Source organism: Nocardioides asiaticus, from assembly GCF_040049175.1.
In the GTDB taxonomy this organism is placed as follows: Bacteria; Actinomycetota; Actinomycetes; order Propionibacteriales; family Nocardioidaceae; genus Nocardioides; species Nocardioides cheoyonin.
Genome location: NZ_JBDZDM010000006.1, coordinates 33,766 through 51,719, shown reverse-complemented (window position 1 = coordinate 51,719; position 17,954 = coordinate 33,766). Strand labels below are relative to the sequence as shown.

Annotated in this window: 18 protein-coding genes; 11 read left to right on the top strand and 7 right to left on the bottom strand. The window is 71.1% G+C overall.

All coding sequences use genetic code 11. From position 1 onward, the window contains the following. Positions 1 to 3 precede the first annotated feature (3 nt). From ABLE53_RS20335 to ABLE53_RS20290, 10 genes are all read left to right on the top strand, one after another. Complete coding sequence (locus ABLE53_RS20335; protein ID WP_348860973.1) at positions 4 to 1,146, top strand: LLM class flavin-dependent oxidoreductase; 1,143 nt, start codon at positions 4 to 6, stop codon at positions 1,144 to 1,146. Further along, positions 1,139 to 2,332, top strand: coding sequence for a CaiB/BaiF CoA transferase family protein (locus tag ABLE53_RS20330; protein ID WP_348860972.1), 1,194 nt, complete (start codon positions 1,139 to 1,141; stop codon positions 2,330 to 2,332). Before ABLE53_RS20335 ends, ABLE53_RS20330 begins: the two co-directional genes overlap by 8 nt. Beyond that, a complete protein-coding gene (locus ABLE53_RS20325) occupies positions 2,329 to 3,051 on the top strand; it encodes an enoyl-CoA hydratase/isomerase family protein (RefSeq protein WP_348860971.1) in 723 nt (240 codons plus the stop codon). Before ABLE53_RS20330 ends, ABLE53_RS20325 begins: the two co-directional genes overlap by 4 nt. Then, positions 3,048 to 3,626 (top strand): cysteine dioxygenase family protein, encoded by a 579-nt coding sequence (locus ABLE53_RS20320; RefSeq protein WP_348860970.1) that lies wholly within the window; start codon positions 3,048 to 3,050, stop codon positions 3,624 to 3,626. The genes ABLE53_RS20325 and ABLE53_RS20320 overlap by 4 nt, the downstream gene beginning before the upstream one ends. Before the next feature lie 35 nt (positions 3,627 to 3,661). Then, positions 3,662 to 4,399 (top strand): alpha/beta hydrolase, encoded by a 738-nt coding sequence (locus tag ABLE53_RS20315; RefSeq protein WP_348860969.1) that lies wholly within the window; start codon positions 3,662 to 3,664, stop codon positions 4,397 to 4,399. A 27-nt stretch (positions 4,400 to 4,426) separates the two neighbouring features. After that, positions 4,427 to 4,924 carry an NAD(P)H-dependent oxidoreductase gene (locus tag ABLE53_RS20310; RefSeq protein ID WP_348860968.1) on the top strand — a complete coding sequence of 166 codons (498 nt, stop codon included), beginning with the start codon at positions 4,427 to 4,429 and terminating at the stop codon, positions 4,922 to 4,924. After that, positions 4,921 to 5,415 (top strand): flavin reductase family protein, encoded by a 495-nt coding sequence (locus tag ABLE53_RS20305; protein WP_348860967.1) that lies wholly within the window; start codon positions 4,921 to 4,923, stop codon positions 5,413 to 5,415. Before ABLE53_RS20310 ends, ABLE53_RS20305 begins: the two co-directional genes overlap by 4 nt. A gap of 193 nt (positions 5,416 to 5,608) precedes the next feature. Then, on the top strand, positions 5,609 to 6,016 hold the full coding sequence (locus ABLE53_RS20300; RefSeq protein ID WP_348861258.1) for a Fur family transcriptional regulator: 408 nt from the start codon (positions 5,609 to 5,611) through the stop codon (positions 6,014 to 6,016). A 33-nt stretch (positions 6,017 to 6,049) separates the two neighbouring features. Then, positions 6,050 to 8,293 (top strand): catalase/peroxidase HPI, encoded by a 2,244-nt coding sequence (gene katG / locus ABLE53_RS20295; protein ID WP_348860966.1) that lies wholly within the window; start codon positions 6,050 to 6,052, stop codon positions 8,291 to 8,293. Positions 8,294 to 8,467: 174 nt separating this feature from the next. Next, positions 8,468 to 9,001, top strand: a complete 534-nt coding sequence (locus ABLE53_RS20290; RefSeq protein ID WP_348860965.1) for a glutathione peroxidase — start codon at positions 8,468 to 8,470, stop codon at positions 8,999 to 9,001. 12 nt (positions 9,002 to 9,013) lie between these two features. On the opposite strand, the gene gndA is transcribed toward ABLE53_RS20290, so the two are convergent. Beyond that, complete coding sequence (gene gndA / locus ABLE53_RS20285; RefSeq protein WP_348860964.1) at positions 9,014 to 10,465, bottom strand: NADP-dependent phosphogluconate dehydrogenase; 1,452 nt, start codon at positions 10,463 to 10,465, stop codon at positions 9,014 to 9,016. Positions 10,466 to 10,601: 136 nt separating this feature from the next. On the opposite strand from gndA, the gene ABLE53_RS20280 reads away from it, so the two are divergent. Beyond that, positions 10,602 to 12,086 (top strand): amino acid permease, encoded by a 1,485-nt coding sequence (locus ABLE53_RS20280; RefSeq protein ID WP_425474898.1) that lies wholly within the window; start codon positions 10,602 to 10,604, stop codon positions 12,084 to 12,086. Here ABLE53_RS20280 and ABLE53_RS20275 read toward each other — a convergent pair. From ABLE53_RS20275 to ABLE53_RS20250, 6 genes are all read right to left on the bottom strand, one after another. Continuing rightward, a complete protein-coding gene (locus ABLE53_RS20275; RefSeq protein ID WP_348861256.1) occupies positions 12,083 to 13,861 on the bottom strand; it encodes a CocE/NonD family hydrolase in 1,779 nt (592 codons plus the stop codon). The two genes, ABLE53_RS20280 and ABLE53_RS20275, sit on opposite strands and share 4 nt — an antisense overlap. 70 nt (positions 13,862 to 13,931) lie before the next feature. Continuing rightward, complete coding sequence (locus ABLE53_RS20270) at positions 13,932 to 14,339, bottom strand: hypothetical protein (RefSeq protein ID WP_348860963.1); 408 nt, start codon at positions 14,337 to 14,339, stop codon at positions 13,932 to 13,934. Between the two features lie 131 nt (positions 14,340 to 14,470). Continuing rightward, positions 14,471 to 14,764 carry a muconolactone Delta-isomerase gene (gene catC, locus ABLE53_RS20265; RefSeq protein WP_348860962.1) on the bottom strand — a complete coding sequence of 98 codons (294 nt, stop codon included), beginning with the start codon at positions 14,762 to 14,764 and terminating at the stop codon, positions 14,471 to 14,473. A 7-nt stretch (positions 14,765 to 14,771) separates the two neighbouring features. Next, complete coding sequence (catA, locus tag ABLE53_RS20260) at positions 14,772 to 15,656, bottom strand: catechol 1,2-dioxygenase (RefSeq protein WP_348860961.1); 885 nt, start codon at positions 15,654 to 15,656, stop codon at positions 14,772 to 14,774. Positions 15,657 to 15,723: 67 nt separating this feature from the next. Then, the gene (locus ABLE53_RS20255) at positions 15,724 to 16,827 is read right to left on the bottom strand and encodes a mandelate racemase/muconate lactonizing enzyme family protein (protein WP_348860960.1); all 1,104 of its coding nucleotides are present in this window, start codon (positions 16,825 to 16,827) and stop codon (positions 15,724 to 15,726) included. Further along, positions 16,824 to 17,744, bottom strand: a complete 921-nt coding sequence (locus ABLE53_RS20250; protein ID WP_348860959.1) for a LysR substrate-binding domain-containing protein — start codon at positions 17,742 to 17,744, stop codon at positions 16,824 to 16,826. The genes ABLE53_RS20255 and ABLE53_RS20250 overlap by 4 nt, the downstream gene beginning before the upstream one ends. Between the last annotated feature and the right edge of the window lie 210 nt (positions 17,745 to 17,954).

Below are 17,954 nucleotides of genomic sequence, written 5' to 3'. Positions count from 1 at the left end.
CTCGTGAACGACCTCGCACCGACCTACGACAACGTCGAGATCCTCGGCATGATCGGCACCGCCGACTCCTCCGAGATCCGCCAACGCAGCGGCCCGGTCATCGACCCCGACTACACCCGCCGCTTCGCCCAGGTGCACGAGGAGGGCGGCTTCGACCGCGTCCTCATCGGCTACGGCTCCAACCGCCCGGACGGCGTCCAGGTCGCCCATCACGTGGCCGCCGTGACCGAGCGCCTCGGCCTGCTCATCGCCCACCGCCCGGGCGTCGTGGCGCCGACCGTCGCCTCGCGCACGTTCGCCACGCTCGACGTCTTCACCAAGGGTCGGGTGGCCCTCAACATCGTCACCGGTGGCACCGACAAGGAGCAGCGCCGCGACGGCGACTACCTCTCCCACGACGAGCGCTACGCCCGCACCGACGAGTACCTCCAGATCCTCCGCGCCGCCTGGGACACCTCCGGGCCCCGCGACTTCCACGGGAGCTACTACGAGTTCGAGGGGTACGAGCCCGGCGTACACCCCTACGACGGGCGCCACCTGGAGCTCTTCTTCGGCGGCAGCTCTCCGGCGGCGTACGCCGTCGGCTCGGTGCGCGCGGACACCTACATGCTCTGGGGCGAGCCGCTCGCGGAGACCGGCGAGCAGATCTCGACCGTCCGCCAGAAGGCCGCCGAGGCGGGTCGCGACCGTCCGCCGCGGGTCTCGGTGTCGTTCCGCCCGATCCTCGGCAGCACCGACGCCGCCGCCTGGGAGCGTGCGCACGCCATCCTCGGCCAGATGAACGGCGCCGCCGGCGCGAAGTTCCGCGACAGCTGGAAGCATCTGCGGGGAGGGGCCGACGGGCCGGAGAACGCCGGGTCGCGGCGCCTCCTGGCCGCCGCCGCCAAGGGCGACCTCCACGACCGGTGCCTGTGGACCCCGACTTCGGCCGCGATGGGTGGCGGGGGCAACTCCACCGCCCTCGTCGGATCCCCCGAGACGGTCGCGGCCGCGATCCTCGACTACGTCGAGATCGGCGTAGACGCGGTCCTCATCCGGGGCTACGAGCCGATCGAGGACGCCGAGGACTACGGCAAGAACCTCCTCCCGCTCGTCCGCCAGGAGCTCGCCCACCGCCGTCGCACCCGCGAGGTCGCCAGTGCCTGACACCGACCATCCCGCCCCGCCGCCGCTCCGGCGCCCGCTCGAGGGAGTCCGGGTCGTCGAGCTCGCCCACGTGGCCGCCGGGCCGTTCGCCGGCATGCTGCTGGCCGACCTCGGCGCCGACGTCGTGAAGGTCGAGCCGCCGACCGGCGACCAGATGCGCGCCTGGCCGCCGTTCGCCGCCTCCGAGACCGGGGAGGAGCGGTTCAGCCACAACTTCGCCTCCGTCAACCGCAACAAGCGCTCCGTGGTCGCCGACCTGAAGGACCCCGAGGACCTGGCTCGCGCACGGCAGCTCATCGAGGCTGCCGACGTCGTGGTCGAGAACTACCGGCCCGGCGTGCTCGACCGGCTCGGGCTCGGCTACGACGACGTCTCGGCCGGGCACCGCGGCCTGGTCTACTGCTCGATCTCGGGGTACGGGCTCACGAGCCCGTACGTCGATGTCGGCGCGTACGACGTGGTCATCCAGGGCATGTCCGGGCTGATGAGCGTCACCGGCGACCCGGACGGGCACCCGGTGAAGGCGGGGGTGCCCGTGGGCGACTTCACCGCGGGGCTCTACGCGGCGTACACCATCGCTGCGCTCCTTCCCCAGGTTCGCCACAGCGGCCGATCGGTCCGCGTCGACTGCCCGATGCTGGACTGTCTCCTCGGCGTCTCGGCCCTGCAGACCAGCGAGTACTGGGGCTCGGGCCGCGAGCCGCAGCGCCTCGGGACGGCCCACCCGCGGAACGCGCCGTACCAGGGCTTCTCGGCGGCCGACGGCGACTTCACCGTGGCCGCCGGAAACGACAAGCTGTGGCGGGCAGTCGCCGAGGTCGTCGGGCTCCCCGGGCTCGTGGCCGACCCTCGCTTCGTGACCCAGGTCGAACGGGTGGCCCACCAGCGCGAGCTCGAGGCCCTGCTCCAGGAGCGCTTCGAGCAGGAGAAGCGCGACCACTGGCTCACCGAGCTGCGCGCCCGTGGCGTCCCGTGCGGGCCGGTCAACACTTTCGGCGAGATCCTCGCCGACCCGCACGTCACCGTCACCGGCCTCGTGCAGGAGCTGGACGTGCCGCTCGCCGGGCCGACACCGACGGTGGCCTATCCCGCTCGGATCGCCGGGCTCGATCCGAGGTTGGACCGGCCCGCCCCGGTCCTGGGCCGCGACACCGACGAGGTCCTCGCCGAGTGGGGGACGTCATGACGCTCAGGATTCGGCGCGGGGCCGTCTGGCAGGTCGTCCTCGACCGGCCGGCACGAGCCAACGCGCTCTCCTCCGAGCTGGTCGAGGCACTGCACGGCGTCCTCGACGAGGCTGCGTCCGTGCGGCCGGACGCGCTCGTCCTTCGAGGCGGCGACCGGCACTTCGCGGCCGGGCTCGACCTCTCGGGCCTCCATGAGGAGACCGACGGCTCGCTCGCCCACCGGCTGCTGCGCATCGGGCTCCTGCTCGAGCGGCTCCTCACGCTGCCGTGCCTGACCGTCGCGGTCGTGGAGGGCGCGGCCGTCGGAGCCGGTGCCGATCTGGCACTCGCCTGCGACCACCGGATCGGCACCTCGGCCGCCTCGTTCCGCTTCCCCGGCGCGTCCTTCGGCGTCGTGCTCGGCACCGGGCGGCTCGCCGCGCTGGCCGGAGCGCACCGGGCGCTCGAGGGCGGGCGCAGGCTCGACGCCGCGACGGCCGCGGGTGCCGGCCTGCTCACCGAGCTCACCGAGGACTGCGACGCGAGCGTCGGGGACGTCGTGCGCATCTGGTCGGCGACCTCGCCGCTGGCGAGGCAGGGACTTCTCCAGCAGTCCCGGGCGTACGACGCCGACGGTGCCCTGGCGGCGCTCGCGCGATCGGTGGCCGAGCCGGGCCTCCGAGACCGGATCGCGTCGTACGCCGCCACCACATCCCGACCGAAGGAGACCGTGTCATGACCCAGCAGATCGTTCCGGTGGAGAGCGAGATCCCGGAGGTGGCGCAGTTCGCCGCCGTCGTGGGCGCACTGGTCGAGCGGAGGCTCGACGAGAGAGCGCTCACCGCCGCCGTCCGGGACGAGCTCACCGCGCTGCTGCGCGACGGCTTCGAGATCCCCGAGCCGAAGTGGCGCCCGAACCCCGAGCGCTACGTGATGTACCCGCTCCACGTGGCACCCGACGGGGCCTTCTCGATCGCGAGCGCGGTCTGGGACGTCGGCCAGGGCACGCCGGTGCACGGCCACGAGACCTGGGGTGTGGTCGGCATCTACAGCGGCGTCGAGGTGGAGACCCGGTACGAGAAGCCTGCGACACCGGACGTCCCGCTCGTCGCCGCCGGGACCGAGCGGTGGACCGCCGGCCAGGTGACCGTCTGCTGCACCACCGACGACGACGTGCACCAGGTGAGCTGCGGCGGTGAGGAGCCGGTGATCGGCATCCACGTGTACGGCGCCGACATCGGCACGCTGCCGCGCCGCTCCTACGACCCGGACAGCGGGGCGGTCAGCTGGTTCACCTCCGCCTGGGCGCACTGACCATCCACGAGACAACCCCGACGAAGGAGCCACCCATGACCATCGATCAGACCGTTCCCGCCGCCTGGGACGAGCCGGTCGGCGGCACCCCGCGCGGGACGCTGATCGTCCTGCCCGGGCGCGGAGAGACGGCGACGACGTACCAGCGCTTCGGCACCCGCCTGTCCGCCGACGCCTACAAGGTCCGCCTCGTGCCCCTCGACCTCGCCGATGTCGCCGCTGCCAGGGCAGAGATCGAGAAGCTGATCGCCGACGAGTCGCTGCCCTCACCCACGGTCCTCATCGGCACGGACACCGGGGCGACCGTCGCCGCCACCCTGGCCGACGAGCTCGACGTCGACGCTGCCGTCGTCGTCGGTCTCGCGCTCCCGGCGTCCACGACGACCAGGTCCTGGGAGGAGGAGGTCGACGCCCGCACCGCCTGCCCGGTGCACCGCCGGGTGATCGACGAGGACCCCTCCTTCGGACGCGGGAGCCTCGGCGAGCCGCTTCCCGACGCGTGGTCGAACCTGACCCTCACGGCGCCCGACAAGCCGGTCCTCGTGATCCACGGCAGCGCCGACCCGATCACGCCGGCCGACGACGCGATCGCGCCGTACGCCGCCGCGCCCATGGCACAGGTCTGGCGAGTCGACGGTGGTCGCCATGACCTCCTGAACGACCTCTCGCACCGCTCCGTGGCCGCAACGATCGTGCTCTTCCTGGAGTCGCTGAGGCTCGGCCCCGACCTCCCGCCCGTGCTCACCCGTGTCGATGCCGCCGTCCGCGGCTGAACACATCCCGAGGAAAGGACACCGTCCATGACCACCGCCGTCGTCGTCGGCAACCCCAAGCCCCAGAGCCGGACGCTCGAGGCCGCCACCTACCTCGCCCGCGAGCTGACCGGGGAGCCCGATCTCGTCGTCGATCTCGCCACACTTGGCAACGCCGTCCTCGACTGGTCGGACGAGCACGTGGCCGACCTGGTGAAGCAGGTCGGCGCCGCCGACCTGGTGGTCTTCGCCAGCCCGACGTACAAGGCGGCGTACACCGGACTCCTGAAGCTCTTCCTCGACCGGTTCGCCGGCGGCACCGGGCTCTCCGGCCTCGCCATCCCGCTCATGCTCGGCGGCAGCCCGGCGCACTCGCTCGCGCCGGAGCTCACGCTCCGGCCGGTGCTGACCGAGATCGGCGGCACCGTCCCGGGCCGCGGCCTGTACGTCGTCGACTCCGCGTACGACGACCCGGCGGCGTACGCCGACTGGCTGGCCGCCAACCGGCCGACCATCGCCGCCCTGCTGAAGGACCCCGGCGCATGACCGCACTGACCACCAACCAGGACCTCGACCCGGCCGCCCTGCGGCGGGCGTTCGGGGTCTTCCCCAGCGGCGTCGTCGCCGTCGCAGCGGTCGTCGACGGCACGCCGCTGGGCCTGGCCGCGTCCAGCTTCACCTCGGTGTCCCTCGATCCGCCGCTGGTGTCGTTCGCTGTCGCGGGCACCTCGAAGACCTGGCCCGAGCTGCGTCGGGCCACCCACCTCGGCGTCACGGTGCTCGCGGAGAGCCACCGCGAGGTCTGCCGGCAGCTCGCCGGCCCCGTCGACCAGCGTTTCGACGGGATCCCGGTCAGCGCCTCCGACGATGGAGCGCTGACCCTCGACGAGGGTGTGGCCCGCTTCGACTGCACGATCTACCGCGAGGTCGAGGCGGGCGACCACGTGCTCGTCCTGCTCGCCCTCCACGCCGTCGAGCACTCCGAGGGCCAACCCCTCGTCTTCCACCGGTCCGGCTTTGGCCGCCTGGCCGGCTGACAGGCTCCCGGGGTCGCGGACCGCACCCGTCCGCGACCCCGGGTCACCACCCTCGGCGGGACGTCATGCGGGGCCAGGCGACGAGCAGTCGCCGACCGTATGACGTCCCGGCGAATCATGTCCGCGAAATCTTGACTCATTCCAGAAAGCGGGCAAGACTGCGGATGTGGCCAAGGCGTTGGACTACCCCCAGATGCTGCGTGACGCAGCACTGCGAGTGACCCGGCCACGGGTCGCCGTGCTGGGTGCCGTTCACGCGCTCCCGCACGCCGATACGGACTCCATCCTCGGGGCCGTTCGCGAGGAGCTTCCCGAGGTGTCCCACCAGGCCGTCTACGACTCGTTGCACGCGCTCACGGGCGCCGGGCTGGTGCGTCGCATCCAGCCGACGGGCTCCGTGGCCCGCTACGAGTCGCGGGTCGGAGACAACCACCACCACGTCGTGTGTCGATCGTGCGGCGTGATCGCCGACGTCGACTGCGCCGTCGGCGAAGCGCCGTGCCTGACCGCGTCCGACGACCACGGCTTCACCATCGATGAGGCCGAGGTCATCTACTGGGGCCTGTGCCCCGACTGCTCGACCACCGCCCACAGTTCCTGATCGCCTCTTCGGCAAGCACTGGAAGGAATTCCCATGACCGAGCCCGCACCCGGAAACGAACACGGCCAGATCACCACCGACGAGGAGGTGCCGGCACCCGCGGCGGGTTGCCCCGTCGCCCATGGCGCTGACCTTCCCCACCCGACCCAGAGCGACCCCAACACGGTCTGGTGGCCCAACCGGCTCAACCTGAACCTGCTCGCCACCAACCCGCCGGCCAAGGACCCGATGGGCGAGGACTTCGACTACGCCAAGGAGTTCGAGTCCCTCGACCTGGCCGCGGTGAAGCAGGACCTCGCCGAGCTCATGACGACCTCGCAGCCCTGGTGGCCGGCCGACTTCGGTCACTACGGCGGCCTGATGATCCGGATGGCCTGGCACAGCGCCGGGACCTACCGCGTCAGCGACGGCCGCGGTGGCGCCGGCGCCGGCATGCAGCGGTTCGCGCCGCTCAACAGCTGGCCCGACAACGTCAGCCTCGACAAGGCCCGCCGCCTGCTGTGGCCGGTCAAGAAGAAGTACGGCAAGAAGATCTCGTGGGCCGACCTCATGATCCTCGCCGGCAACGTCGCGCTGGAGACGATGGGCTTCAAGACCTTCGGCTACGCCGGCGGTCGCGAGGACGTCTGGGAGCCCGAGGAGGTCTACTGGGGCTCCGAGACCGAGTGGCTCGGCAGCGACAAGCGCATCCTCGACCCCGAGAAGCGCGTGCTCGAGAAGCCGCTCGGCGCCACCCACATGGGTCTGATCTACGTCAACCCGGAGGGCCCCGAGGGCGTCCCGGACCCGGTCGCCGCCGCGCGCGACATCCGGGAGACCTTCGGCCGGATGGCCATGAACGACGAGGAGACCGTCGCACTCATCGCCGGCGGCCACACCTTCGGCAAGACCCACGGTGCCCACCCTGACGACAAGCTCGGCCCGGACCCGGAGGCCTCGCCGCTGGAGAACCAGGGCCTCGGGTGGAAGAACGGCTACGGCACCGGTGTCGGTCCGGACGCCATCACCAGCGGTCTCGAGGTCACCTGGAACTCCACGCCGACCCAGTGGGGCATCGGCTTCCTGAGGAACCTGTTCGATCACGACTACGAGCTCGAGCAGAGCCCCGCCGGCGCCAACCAGTGGGTCGCGAAGGACGCCCCGGAGGACGTCCCGGACGCCTTCGACCCCACCAAGAAGCACCGGCCGCGCATGCTCACCACCGACCTGTCGCTCAAGGTCGACCCGATCTACGAGCCGATCGCGCGCCGGTTCATGGAGAACCCCGACGAGTTCGCCGACGCCTTCGCGCGTGCGTGGTTCAAGCTGACCCACCGCGACATGGGCCCGATCCAGCGCTACCTCGGCCCGGAGGTCCCCTCCGAGCAGCTGCTCTGGCAGGACCCGGTCCCGATGCCCGAGGGCGAGCCGATCGGTGCCGCGGAGATCGCCGCGCTCAAGGCGAAGATCGCCGAGTCCGGTCTGACCGTCCAGCAGATGGTCTCCACGGCCTGGGCTGCGGCCTCCTCCTACCGCAACAGCGACAAGCGCGGCGGTGCCAACGGCGGCCGCATCCGTCTCGAGCCGCAGAGCACCTGGGAGGTCAACGAGCCCGACAAGCTCGCCCAGGTCGTCCGGGTCCTTGAGGGCATCCAGGAGTCGTTCAACGCCGAGGGCGGCAAGCAGGTCTCGTTCGCCGACCTCGTCGTGCTCGCCGGCTCCGTCGGCATCGAGCAGGCGGCCAGGGCCGCCGGCTACGACATCGAGGTGCCGTTCACCCCGGGTCGCGGCGACGCCACCCAGGAGCTGACCGACGTGGAGTCCTTCTCCTACCTCGAGCCCGCGTGGGACGGCTTCCGCAACTACGTCGGCAAGGGTGTCGACCGGCCGGCCGAGTACCTCCTGATCGACCGGGCCAACCTGATCGGCCTGACCGCTCCGGAGACGACCGTCCTCGTCGGCGGCCTGCGTGTCCTGGGCGCCAACTACCAGGGCTCCCAGCTCGGCGTGCTCACCGAGACCCCCGGTGTGCTGACCAACGACTTCTTCGTGAACCTGCTCGACATGGGGATCACCTGGAAGCCGGCCGACGAGTCGTCCACGACCTTCGAGGCCACCGACGGCTCCGGCGCGGTCAAGTGGACGGGTACGCGCGCCGACCTGGTCTTCGGCTCGAACTCCGAGCTCCGCGCGCTCGCCGAGGTCTACGCCTCCGACGACGCGAAGGAGAAGTTCGTGAAGGACTTCGTCGCTGCCTGGGTCAAGGTCATGGACGCCGACCGGTTCGACCTGAAGTGATCGCGCTCTGACGCACCCCTGACGGCGGTGTGTGGCAGCCACCTTGTGGCAGCCACACACCGCCGTCGTCATGTTCGTCCGCGTTGGGCGATGAGCGAGAGACGCCGGAATGGATCGGCCAGGCGCGCAGTTGCCCCGGATATCCGCAGCCGTTTCGACGAACAGGAGCAGGGCATGGCGAGCACGTACGACTTCGAGGCGAGGACCGCGGACGGCGGGACTGTGCCGCTGGGCGAGTACGCCGGGAAGGTCCTGCTCATCGTCAACGTCGCGAGCAAGTGCGGCCTGACGCCGCAGTACGAGGGCCTCGAGGCGCTCTACCGCGACGACAAGGACCGGGGCCTGGAGATCCTCGGGTTCCCGTCCAACCAGTTCATGGGGCAGGAGCCGGGCACCGACGAGGAGATCCAGGAGTTCTGCCAGACGACGTACGACGTGACCTTCCCGGTCTTCTCCAAGATCGACGTCAACGGCCCTGACGCCGACCCGCTCTACGAGTACCTCCGCGCCGAGGCCCCCGGCGACTGGGGCCCCCACCTCGGGCCGTTCTACGAGCGGCTCAAGGAGGTCACGCCGGCCGTCGAGCCCGGTGACATCAAGTGGAACTTCACCAAGTTCCTGATCGGCCGTGACGGCCGGGTCATCAAGCGCTACGAGCCGCCGGTGACCCCGGAGGAGATCAAGGCGGACCTCGAGCAGTACCTCTGACCCCTCGCGAGGTCAGTGGGTGGAGGGCTCGGTGGCGACCTCCGAGCGGTCCTCGGACCACAGCGTGTGGAAGGTGCCGTCCTTGTCGACCCGCTGGTAGGTGTGGGCGCCGAAGAAGTCCCGCTGGCCCTGGATGAGCGCGGCCGGCAGCCGCTCCGAGGCGAGTGAGTCGAAGTAGGCGAGCGCCGAGGAGAAGCCCGGTGCCGGGACGCCGGAGGCCGCCGCGACGCCGACGATCCGGCGCCACGCGTCCTCGCCCTTGGCGACCGCGTCGGCGAAGTACGGGTCGACGAGGAGGGTCTCGAGGTCGGGCTTGTTGGCGTACGCCTCCACGATCCGGTTCAGGAAACGGGCGCGGATGATGCAGCCGGCCCGCCAGATCTTCGCCAGTGCGCCGAGGTCGATGTCCCAGCCGTACTCCTTCGCGCCGGCGACGATCAGGTCGAAGCCCTGCGCGTACGCCACCACCTTGGAGGCGTAGAGCGCGGCGCGTACGTCGTCGGCGAAGGTGTCGGTGACGGTGGGCGGCTCGGGGCGGCTCGTCACCGTCTTCTGCACGGCGGCCCGCTGGACCGGCTTGCTGGAGACGGCCCGCGCGAAGACCGCCTCGCCGATGCCGGAGACCGGGATGCCGAGCCCGACGGCGTTCTGCACGGTCCAGACGCCGGTGCCCTTCGAGCCGGCCTGGTCGGCGATGACGTCGACGAGCGGCCGGCCGGTCTCGGCGTCGGTCTGGGAGAGCACCTCGGCGGTGATCTCGATGAGGTAGGACTCCAGGTCGCCGGAGTTCCACTCCCGGAAGATGCCGACGAGCTCCTCGACCGAGTAGCCGCCGACCCGTCGGAGCAGGTCGTAGGCCTCGGCGATGAGCTGCATGTCGGCGTACTCGATGCCGTTGTGGACCATCTTCACGAAGTGGCCGGCTCCGTCGGTGCCGACGTGGGTGACGCACGGCTCGCCCTCGGCCACCGCGGCGATCGACCGCAGGATCGGACCCAGCGTCTCCCAGGCCTCGTCGGAGCCGCCCGGCATGATCGAGGGGCCGTGGAGGGCGCCCTCCTCACCGCCGGAGATGCCGGTCCCGACGAAGTTGATGCCCTGCTCGCGCAGCTCCCGCTCGCGGCGGATCGTGTCGTGGAAGTTGGCGTTGCCGCCGTCGACGATGATGTCGCCCGGCTCGAACCGCTCGGCCAGCTGCGAGATCACGGCGTCGGTGCCCTTCCCGGCCTGGACCATGATGATCGCCGTCCGCGGCGTGGAGAGCGACGCGACGAAGTCGTCGATCGACTCCGAGGCGACGAAGCCGAGGTCGCCGTGCTCCTTCATCAGCTCCTCGGTGCGGGCGTACGTGCGGTTGTAGACCGCCACCGTGTTGCCCTCGCGGGAGGCCAGGTTGCGGGCGAGGTTGGACCCCATGACCGCCAGGCCGACGACGCCGATGTTCGCCTCTGTCTGTGTGCTCATGGGCCCCAGTCTTGCGCGTCGGGCCAGCGCTCGGGCAGGGGTCGGCCGGGGCGGGGCGCCGCCGGCGTACGCCGTGTGGTAATGGCGGAGTTGGGATTTGCAACTCGGCACGGGGTCATGCACACAATCGTCGGCCGTGACCTGCCAACAAGTAACGGACACGACCGAGCGCGCCGACCATCATCGGCGCGCACACGCCCACGAGGAGCACGGCTACCACCAGGGCCTGCGGCCCCGTCAGATCCAGATGATCGCCATCGGCGGAGCGATCGGGACCGGCCTCTTCATGGGCGCCGGGAGCCGGCTGCACGACGCCGGACCCGGCCTCTTCCTGGTCTACGCGATCTGCGGCGTGTTCGTCTTCTTCATCCTGCGGGCACTCGGCGAGCTGGTCCTGCACCGGCCGGCGACCGGGTCGTTCGTGTCGTACGCCCGGGAGTTCTTCGGCGAGAAGACGGCGTACGTCGCCGGCTGGCTCTACTGGTTCAACTGGAGCATGACCGCGATCGTCGACGTGACTGCGGTGGCGCTCTACCTGCACTACTGGAGCGTCTTCGACCCGGTGCCGCAGTGGCTGCTCGCGCTGATCGCCCTCGCCGTCGTCATGCTCGTCAACCTGATCTCGGTGAGCATCTTCGGCGAGATGGAGTTCTGGGCGTCGCTGATCAAGGTCGCCGCCCTCGTCGCCTTCCTCGCCGTCGGCATCGCACTCGTCGCCGGCCGCGTCCACATCGACGGCAGCACCCCCGGCCTCTCGGTCATCACCGACCACGGCGGCCTGATGCCGCACGGCGCCTGGGCCCTCGCTATCGTCACCTCCGGCGTGATCTTCGCCTACGCCGCCGTCGAGCTCGTCGGCACCGCCGCGGGCGAGACCAAGGACCCGGAGAAGCAGATGCCGCGGGCGATCAACTCGGTCGTCCTCAGGATCGCGATCTTCTACGTCGGCTCGGTGGTCCTGCTGGCGCTGCTGCTGCCGTACGCGACGTACAAGAACGGCGAGAGCCCGTTCGTCACCGTCTTCTCCCACCTCGGGATCGCCGGCGTCGACCACGTCATGAACTTCGTCGTGCTCACCGCCGCGCTCTCCTCGCTCAACGCCGGGCTCTACTCGACCGGCCGCATCCTGCGGTCCATGGCCGTCAACGGAAGCGCTCCCGGCTTCACCGCGAGGATGACCCGCAGCGGCGTGCCGTACGGCGGCATCGCGCTCACCGCCGTCATCACGGTGATGGGTGTCGGTCTGAACCTGGTGGTGCCCGAGGACGCGTTCAACATCGCGCTCGACCTCTCGGCGCTCGGGATCATCTCGACGTGGGGCACGATCCTGCTGTGCCACCTGCGGCTGCTGTCGTGGGCGAAGCAGGGGATCATCCCGCGCCCGGCGTTCCGTACGCCGGGGGCGCCGTGGACGACCTACATCACGCTCGCCTTCCTCGCCGCCGTGCTCGTCATGCTCTGCCAGCAGGAGATCTGGAACCTGATCGCCATCGTGATCATGGCGCCGGCGCTCACGATCGGCTGGTTCTGCGTACGGGACCGGGTCCGCGCCCTGGCCGCCGAGCGTGCCGAGGCGCTCAGCGCCGAGCCGGTCGTGTCCGAGCCGGTCGCGTCCGCTTAGCGGACCGGCACGACCAGCTCCGAGGGGTGGTCGGCGTCGTGGTGGATCGTCACGACGCCGGCCGCCCCGCGGGCGAGCTGCGTGGTGTTGGGCAGCAGATGCGGTGCGTCGTACGACGTCACCGTGACCCGCAGCCGATGGCCCTTGCCGATGACGGCGCCGGTCGGGAAGACCTCGGTGTCGACCCGCATCACCTGACCGGGGGTGACCGTCTTCTCGGCGGCACGGGTGTAGGGATGCCACGGCTGCAGGACGAGCCCGTCGCGGCGCACCGACTTCGACGCGGTCTCGGCGCGCAGGCGGAGCGTCTGCCAGCCGCCGGTGAGCCGCGTGACCGAGCCGTCGGGGGCGACGTCCTCGACGGCGACCGCGAGCAGTCCGTCGGTCGCGGTGGTCGACACCGAGAGCCGCGCGTCGATCGGGCCCAGCAGGTGCAGTGCGCTCGTGAGCGGCGCCGTCTCGTACGACGCCCCGGTCGCGTCGTTGACCCGGTTGTCGTCCACGCATCCGGGGATCTGCCCGATCCCCGCGGTCCACTGCATCGTGCTCCGCGAGCACAGCCCGGAGAGGGGGATCGGCGCGACCGTGTCGCCGCCGGTCGGCTCCAGGGTCGTGCCGAGCCGCAGCGCGCGGGCGTGCACGTCCTTTCCGAGCCAGGCCCCCGCAGTACGCCACTTCTGCGCCCCGAGCTCCCAGTAGGTGACCGGCTTGATGCCGCCGAGCGAGGTGTCGGCGCCGCGCAGGTAGTGGTCGAACCACCGCAGCGCCAGCGCGTCGAGGCTGCCGAGGCCGCTGCCGGAGAGGTCGGGACCCTCCGAGGCCTGCAGGTGGTTCCACGGGCCGATCAGCAGCCTCGCGGGTGTGCCGGCGCGCTGCAGCCGGTCGAAGAGCATCGGCTCGCCGCGCTGGAAGAGGTCGTCCTCCCCGCCGACGACGAACGTCGGGACCTTGACCTTGTCGACGACGCTCAGCGGCGAGCGGAGCCGGTAGAACGGGCCGTCGTACGCCGCGTCGTCGCCGAGCATCGCGCCGGTGATCTCGGGGACCTGGAAGCCCGCCGCCCCGCCGGCGTGCTGGAGGAGCGTCAGCAGCGCCGAGTCGGGTGCTGTCGCGGTGGTGTCCGGCGGGACCAGCCCGGTCGCGGTCACGAGGCCGAGCCACATCGGGATGAAGCCCGCGTCGATCTGGCCGCCGGAGGCGACCACGTCGCGGTAGACGTCGCCGCCCGGCACGATCGGGAAGAGCGCCTTGAGCCCGCGCGGGTGCTGGGCGGCGGTGAAGAACTGGTTGATCGCCATGTAGGACGGCCCCCACAGCCCGAGCGTCCCGTTGCTCCACGGTCGGGCCCTGGACGTGGTCCAGTTCGCGAGCTCGAGCCCGTCCTTCTGCTCGCGGCTGCCGAAGCTGTCCCACTGGCCGCCCGAGGACCCGGTCCCGCGGACGTCGGCGAGCACGTAGACGTAGCCGCGCTGCACGAAGTAGTCGCCGTCGGACATCGTCCCCATCGCCTGCTTGTTGTAGGGCGTCTGGGTGAGGATGACCGGGAACCGCCCGGGCGCCGGGGTGCCGTCCGCCTTCGCGGGGCGGAAGACGTCGACCGCGAGCTTCACGCCGTCGGACATCGTCACCGTGGTCTGCTGCTTGACCACGTCGTACGTCGCCGGGCGGGGCTTCCACGCCGTTGCGGCCGGCTTCGCGGCGGCCGCCGGTGACGCGACCGCCGCCGGTGACGCGACCGCCGCGAGCGGTGCGGCGAGCGGGCCGAGGACGGCCACGAGGGACAAGAGGCGGCGTGTGGTGGGAGTCACATGGGCTCAACGACGGGGTGTAACTCCGAGTTACGCGTCAGCCGGTGTACCACTGTGCGCTGTCGCAGTAGTGGATGTCGTCGCTGCCTCCGTCGCCCTCGAGGCAGATGGCGAAGTAGGCCAGCTGGTCCTCGTGGAGGTTGTGCCCTGCGTCGTCGGCGTCGACGATGCTGCAGGTGCCGTTCCCGCCTGCTCGGATCGTGTAGCCGACGCCTTTGTAGTCGTTGACGACGCCAAAGGCCGCGTAGCCGTCCGCCTCCTGGTCGCAGACCTCGACGTAGTCGCCGTTCGGCTGGAACCTGATGATCGCGCCGGGGTCGCCGTCATCGGACTGCATCGTGATGTGCCAGGTCACCGCCGACGCCTGCGGCGCGAGCGCCACGAGGGTGGCGCAGGTGGTGGCCAGGCCGGCCGCGAGGGTCAGGGTGCGAGCGATCGGTCTCATGTCGGGTCCTCTCATCGAATGAGTTCGGTCCCGATGAGCGTCGCCCGCGGACGGCGTGCGCGGGTAGGCACCGCGTGCACGGTCTTTGTCGCAGCGTCGACAGCTGGCCCTCGACCCGGCCAAGCGCTGGGTCAGCCGTGGAGGTCCGAGCTGATGTCCGAGGGGTGCGTGGCCAGCGGGGTGACGTGGATGTCCATGTAGGGGAAGAGCGGCAGCCCCGAGATCAGGGTGTGCAGCTCGTCGCCGTCGGCCACCTCGAACACCGAGAAGTTGGAGTACTCCCCGACGATCCGCCAGATGTGGGGCCACTTGCCCGCCCGCTGCAGCTCCTGGCTGTAGGCCTTCTCCCTCCCGACGATCTCGGCCTTGGTCTCGGCGTCGAGATCGTGCGGGAGGTGCACGTCCATGCGTACGTGGAAGAGCATCAGGCGCTCACTCCGGGTCGAGCACGAAGGAGTACTCGACGACCGAGGTGCCGTCGCCCTGGGGCTTCGGCTCGAGCATCAGCTCCGGCTTGACGGCCGAGGCGATGTCGTCGTCGTTGTGGACGTCCCCGGGGAAGTAGAGCTGGGCGGTGAGCAGCTGGTGGCCCGGCGCGGACACCTTGACGTGGATGTGGGCCGGCCGCCATGCGTGCCACCCGGCGGCGGCGATCAGCTTGCCGCAGGCACCGTCGGTCGGGATCTGGTACGGCGCGGGCTGCACGGTGTGGATCTCGAAGGAGCCGTCGGGACCGACGTGGTTGGTGCCGCGCAGGTTCCACTCCGGCAGGCCGGGGGCGAACTGGCTGTAGAAGCCGTCGTCGTCGGCGTGCCAGATCTCGATCTTCCCGTCGCTGAGCGGGGTGCCGTCGGTGGACGTGAGGGTGCCCTTCCAGACCAGCGGGGTGCCCTTCTCGCCCTCGCGCATCGGGACGTTGCCGACACCGTTCTCGTCGGCGATCTCGGGTGCGTTCGGGACGTAGTACGGCCCCTCGATGGTGCCCTTGTTGCCCTTTCGGTCGGCGGTCGCGACCTCCTCGACGACGTGCTCGACCCACACGTCGAGGAACAGCGGCCACTCACCGTCCTGCCCGACCTGGATCAGCCACGCCTTGAGCGCGTTGTACTCGTCGTACGTGACCTGCTCCTCGCGGATGGTGTCGTAGACGGCGCCCAGCACGCGCTTGGCCAGCCGGTCGACGCGCTCCTTCGGCGTGTCCTGGACGGCCTGGAAGGTCTTGTCCGTCTGGAAGCGGGCGGTGGCGCTCGCGCCGGAGGCGGCGGCCGTGGCGGCCGCGGCCTCCGCGGCGGCCTCGGTGGGGTGGGTGGTGCTCATGGTCATCTCCTTGTTGTCTCCTGGTGGTCCTGGCCGCCTCGGGACGGCCAGGTCAGGTCTGGGTGTGTCAGCGGTCGGTGCGGTAGCGCTCGAGCTTGTCGGGGTCGATCTCGATCCCGATACCGGGCCGCTGGCGCAGGACCAGCTCGCCGTCGCGGATCTGCAGTGGCTCGGTGAGCAGGTCGTCGCTCATGTCGAGGAAGTTCGAGAGCTCGCCGGCGCGGCGGCTGGTGAGCCGGAAGGCCGCGCCGAACGCGATGGTGCAGGCGGTCCCGACCTGGCCGTCGATCTGGTTGCCCATCACGACCTCGAGGCCGAGCCCCTCGGCGAGGTGGTGGACCCGCTGCGAGACGGTGAAACCGGTGCGTGCGGTCTTGATGCTGACCGCTGTCGCCGAGCCTCCGAGCACCTCGCGCGTGACCTCGGCCGGTGTCGGCACCGACTCGTCGGCGATGAAGGGCACGTCGAGACGCTCGACGAGCCAGCGCCGGCCGAGGACGTCGTCGGCGGGGTTGAGCTCCTCGGCGAAGAGCAGTCCGAGGTCGGCCATCTCGCGCATCGCCGCAAGCGACTCCGACGCGTTCCAGCCGCGGTTGCCGTCGACGTACAGCTCGACGGTGTCGCCGAACCGCTCGCGCAGCGCGCGTACGACGGCGGTGTCGAGGCTCACCGGGCGGCGGCCGACCTTCACCTTGAAGGTGCGGATGCCGTACGTCTCCACCATCCGCTCGGCCTCCGCGACCATCGTCGCGGGCTCCTCGAACCCGAGCATGTGGGAGACGCGCATCCGGTCGGTGTAGCCCCCGAGCAGGTCGGTCACGGGGAGCTCCAGGGTCTTGCCGAGCGCGTCCCACATCGCCATGTCGACCGCGGACTTGGCGGTCGGGTTGCCGACGGTGCGCGCGAGCCGCGCCTGGGCGACCTCGCGCTCGAGCAGGGTGAGCCCGACGAGCGCCGGGGCGAAGAGGTCCTCGACCACCGCGACGATGCCGCGCTGGGTCTCGCCGTACGTGAACGGCCGCGGTGGCGCCTCGGCGACGCCGACGACGCCGTCATCGGTGTGGACGAGGACGAGCACGTGCTCGGCGGTGTGCACCTCACCGCTGGCGAACCGGAGCGGCTTGAGGTACGGGATGGCGAACGGGATCGCCTCTACGGCGGTGATCTTCATCGGGCCCCCTCGGTCGGGACGGCGTCGGGCCGGGTCCGCAGCAGCCCGGCTGTCTCGAGGACGCCGACGACGGCGTCGACGACCGGGTTGTCCTGACCGTCGAGCCAGCCGAGGGCGAGGTCGACGTTGCCCGCGTCCAGGAGGTCGCGGAACACCACGCCCTCCAGGGGCAGCGACCGTACGCCGGCCGGGACCACGGAGACGCCGAGCCCGGCGGCGACGAGGGCCAGGAGCACGGCGGTCCCGGGGGCCTCGTGCTCGCGCTGCGGGACGAACCCGGCGGCGCGGCAGCTGCGCAGCACCGCCTCGTTGACGGCCGAGTCGCGGCTGCCGTAGACGACGAACGGCTCGCTGCGCAGGTCGACCATCGAGATGACCGGCTCGACGGCGAGCCGGTGGTCGGCGGGTACGGCGAGGACGAGCGGCTCCACGTCGACGGTGCGCAGCGCGATGCCCTCGCCCACGGCGGGCGGCCGGAGGACGGCCAGGTCGAGGGAGCCGGCCCGCAGCCGCTCGCACTGCGCGGGCGTCAGCAGGTCGGCGTGGATCTCGAGGGCGACGCCGGGCAGCTCGCGCTTGACGACCCGCGCGATGGCGGGAAGGTGCGAGAACGCCGCCGTACCGGTGAGCCCCAGGCGGACCAGCCCGTGCCGGCCCCCGGCGATCCGGCGTACGCCGCGGACGCTGTCGTCGACCGCGCCGAGCACCCGCGTCACCTCGGCCCGGAGGAACTCGCCGGCCGGGGTCAGCGAGACCTGTCGCGTGGTGCGGTTGAAGAGGGTGACGTCGAGCTCGGCCTCGAGCTGGCGGATCGCCTGGGAGAGCGCCGGCTGGGCGATGTGCAGTCGCTCGGCGGCCTGGCCGAAGTGGCAGGTCTCCGCGACGACCGCGAAGTAGCGCAGGTGCCGCAGCTCCATGGGTCCTCTCCCGTCGATCGGTCGGTGGGCGCAGTGTGGGTCGGTGGGCACGGTGTGACGAGTGCCACGTGCCCCGCCACGCTAAGTCGCGGATCTATCGACGACAAGGTCCTGTTTTCGGGTCATTGATAAGCCGTGGCGATCAATCGATGCCTAGGTCGGGACTGGGCATTCGCCTCGTGTGACGGACGCCACCCGGTGCCAAGGTCG

Excerpts from the sequence above, each read along its gene's own strand:
- ABLE53_RS20325 (WP_348860971.1), top strand. The coding sequence starts at position 2,329 with ATGACGCTCAGGATTCGGCGCGGGGCCGTCTGGCAGGTCGTCCTCGAC.
- ABLE53_RS20320 (WP_348860970.1), top strand. The coding sequence starts at position 3,048 with ATGACCCAGCAGATCGTTCCGGTGGAGAGCGAGATCCCGGAGGTGGCG.
- ABLE53_RS20315 (WP_348860969.1), top strand. The coding sequence starts at position 3,662 with ATGACCATCGATCAGACCGTTCCCGCCGCCTGGGACGAGCCGGTCGGC.
- ABLE53_RS20310 (WP_348860968.1), top strand. The coding sequence starts at position 4,427 with ATGACCACCGCCGTCGTCGTCGGCAACCCCAAGCCCCAGAGCCGGACG.
- ABLE53_RS20305 (WP_348860967.1), top strand. The coding sequence starts at position 4,921 with ATGACCGCACTGACCACCAACCAGGACCTCGACCCGGCCGCCCTGCGG.
- ABLE53_RS20300 (WP_348861258.1), top strand. The coding sequence starts at position 5,609 with ATGCTGCGTGACGCAGCACTGCGAGTGACCCGGCCACGGGTCGCCGTG.
- katG (WP_348860966.1), top strand. The coding sequence starts at position 6,050 with ATGACCGAGCCCGCACCCGGAAACGAACACGGCCAGATCACCACCGAC.
- ABLE53_RS20290 (WP_348860965.1), top strand. The coding sequence starts at position 8,468 with ATGGCGAGCACGTACGACTTCGAGGCGAGGACCGCGGACGGCGGGACT.
- gndA (WP_348860964.1), bottom strand. The coding sequence starts at position 10,465 with ATGAGCACACAGACAGAGGCGAACATCGGCGTCGTCGGCCTGGCGGTC.
- ABLE53_RS20270 (WP_348860963.1), bottom strand. The coding sequence starts at position 14,339 with ATGAGACCGATCGCTCGCACCCTGACCCTCGCGGCCGGCCTGGCCACC.
- catC (WP_348860962.1), bottom strand. The coding sequence starts at position 14,764 with ATGCTCTTCCACGTACGCATGGACGTGCACCTCCCGCACGATCTCGAC.
- catA (WP_348860961.1), bottom strand. The coding sequence starts at position 15,656 with ATGAGCACCACCCACCCCACCGAGGCCGCCGCGGAGGCCGCGGCCGCC.
- ABLE53_RS20255 (WP_348860960.1), bottom strand. The coding sequence starts at position 16,827 with ATGAAGATCACCGCCGTAGAGGCGATCCCGTTCGCCATCCCGTACCTC.
- ABLE53_RS20250 (WP_348860959.1), bottom strand. The coding sequence starts at position 17,744 with ATGGAGCTGCGGCACCTGCGCTACTTCGCGGTCGTCGCGGAGACCTGC.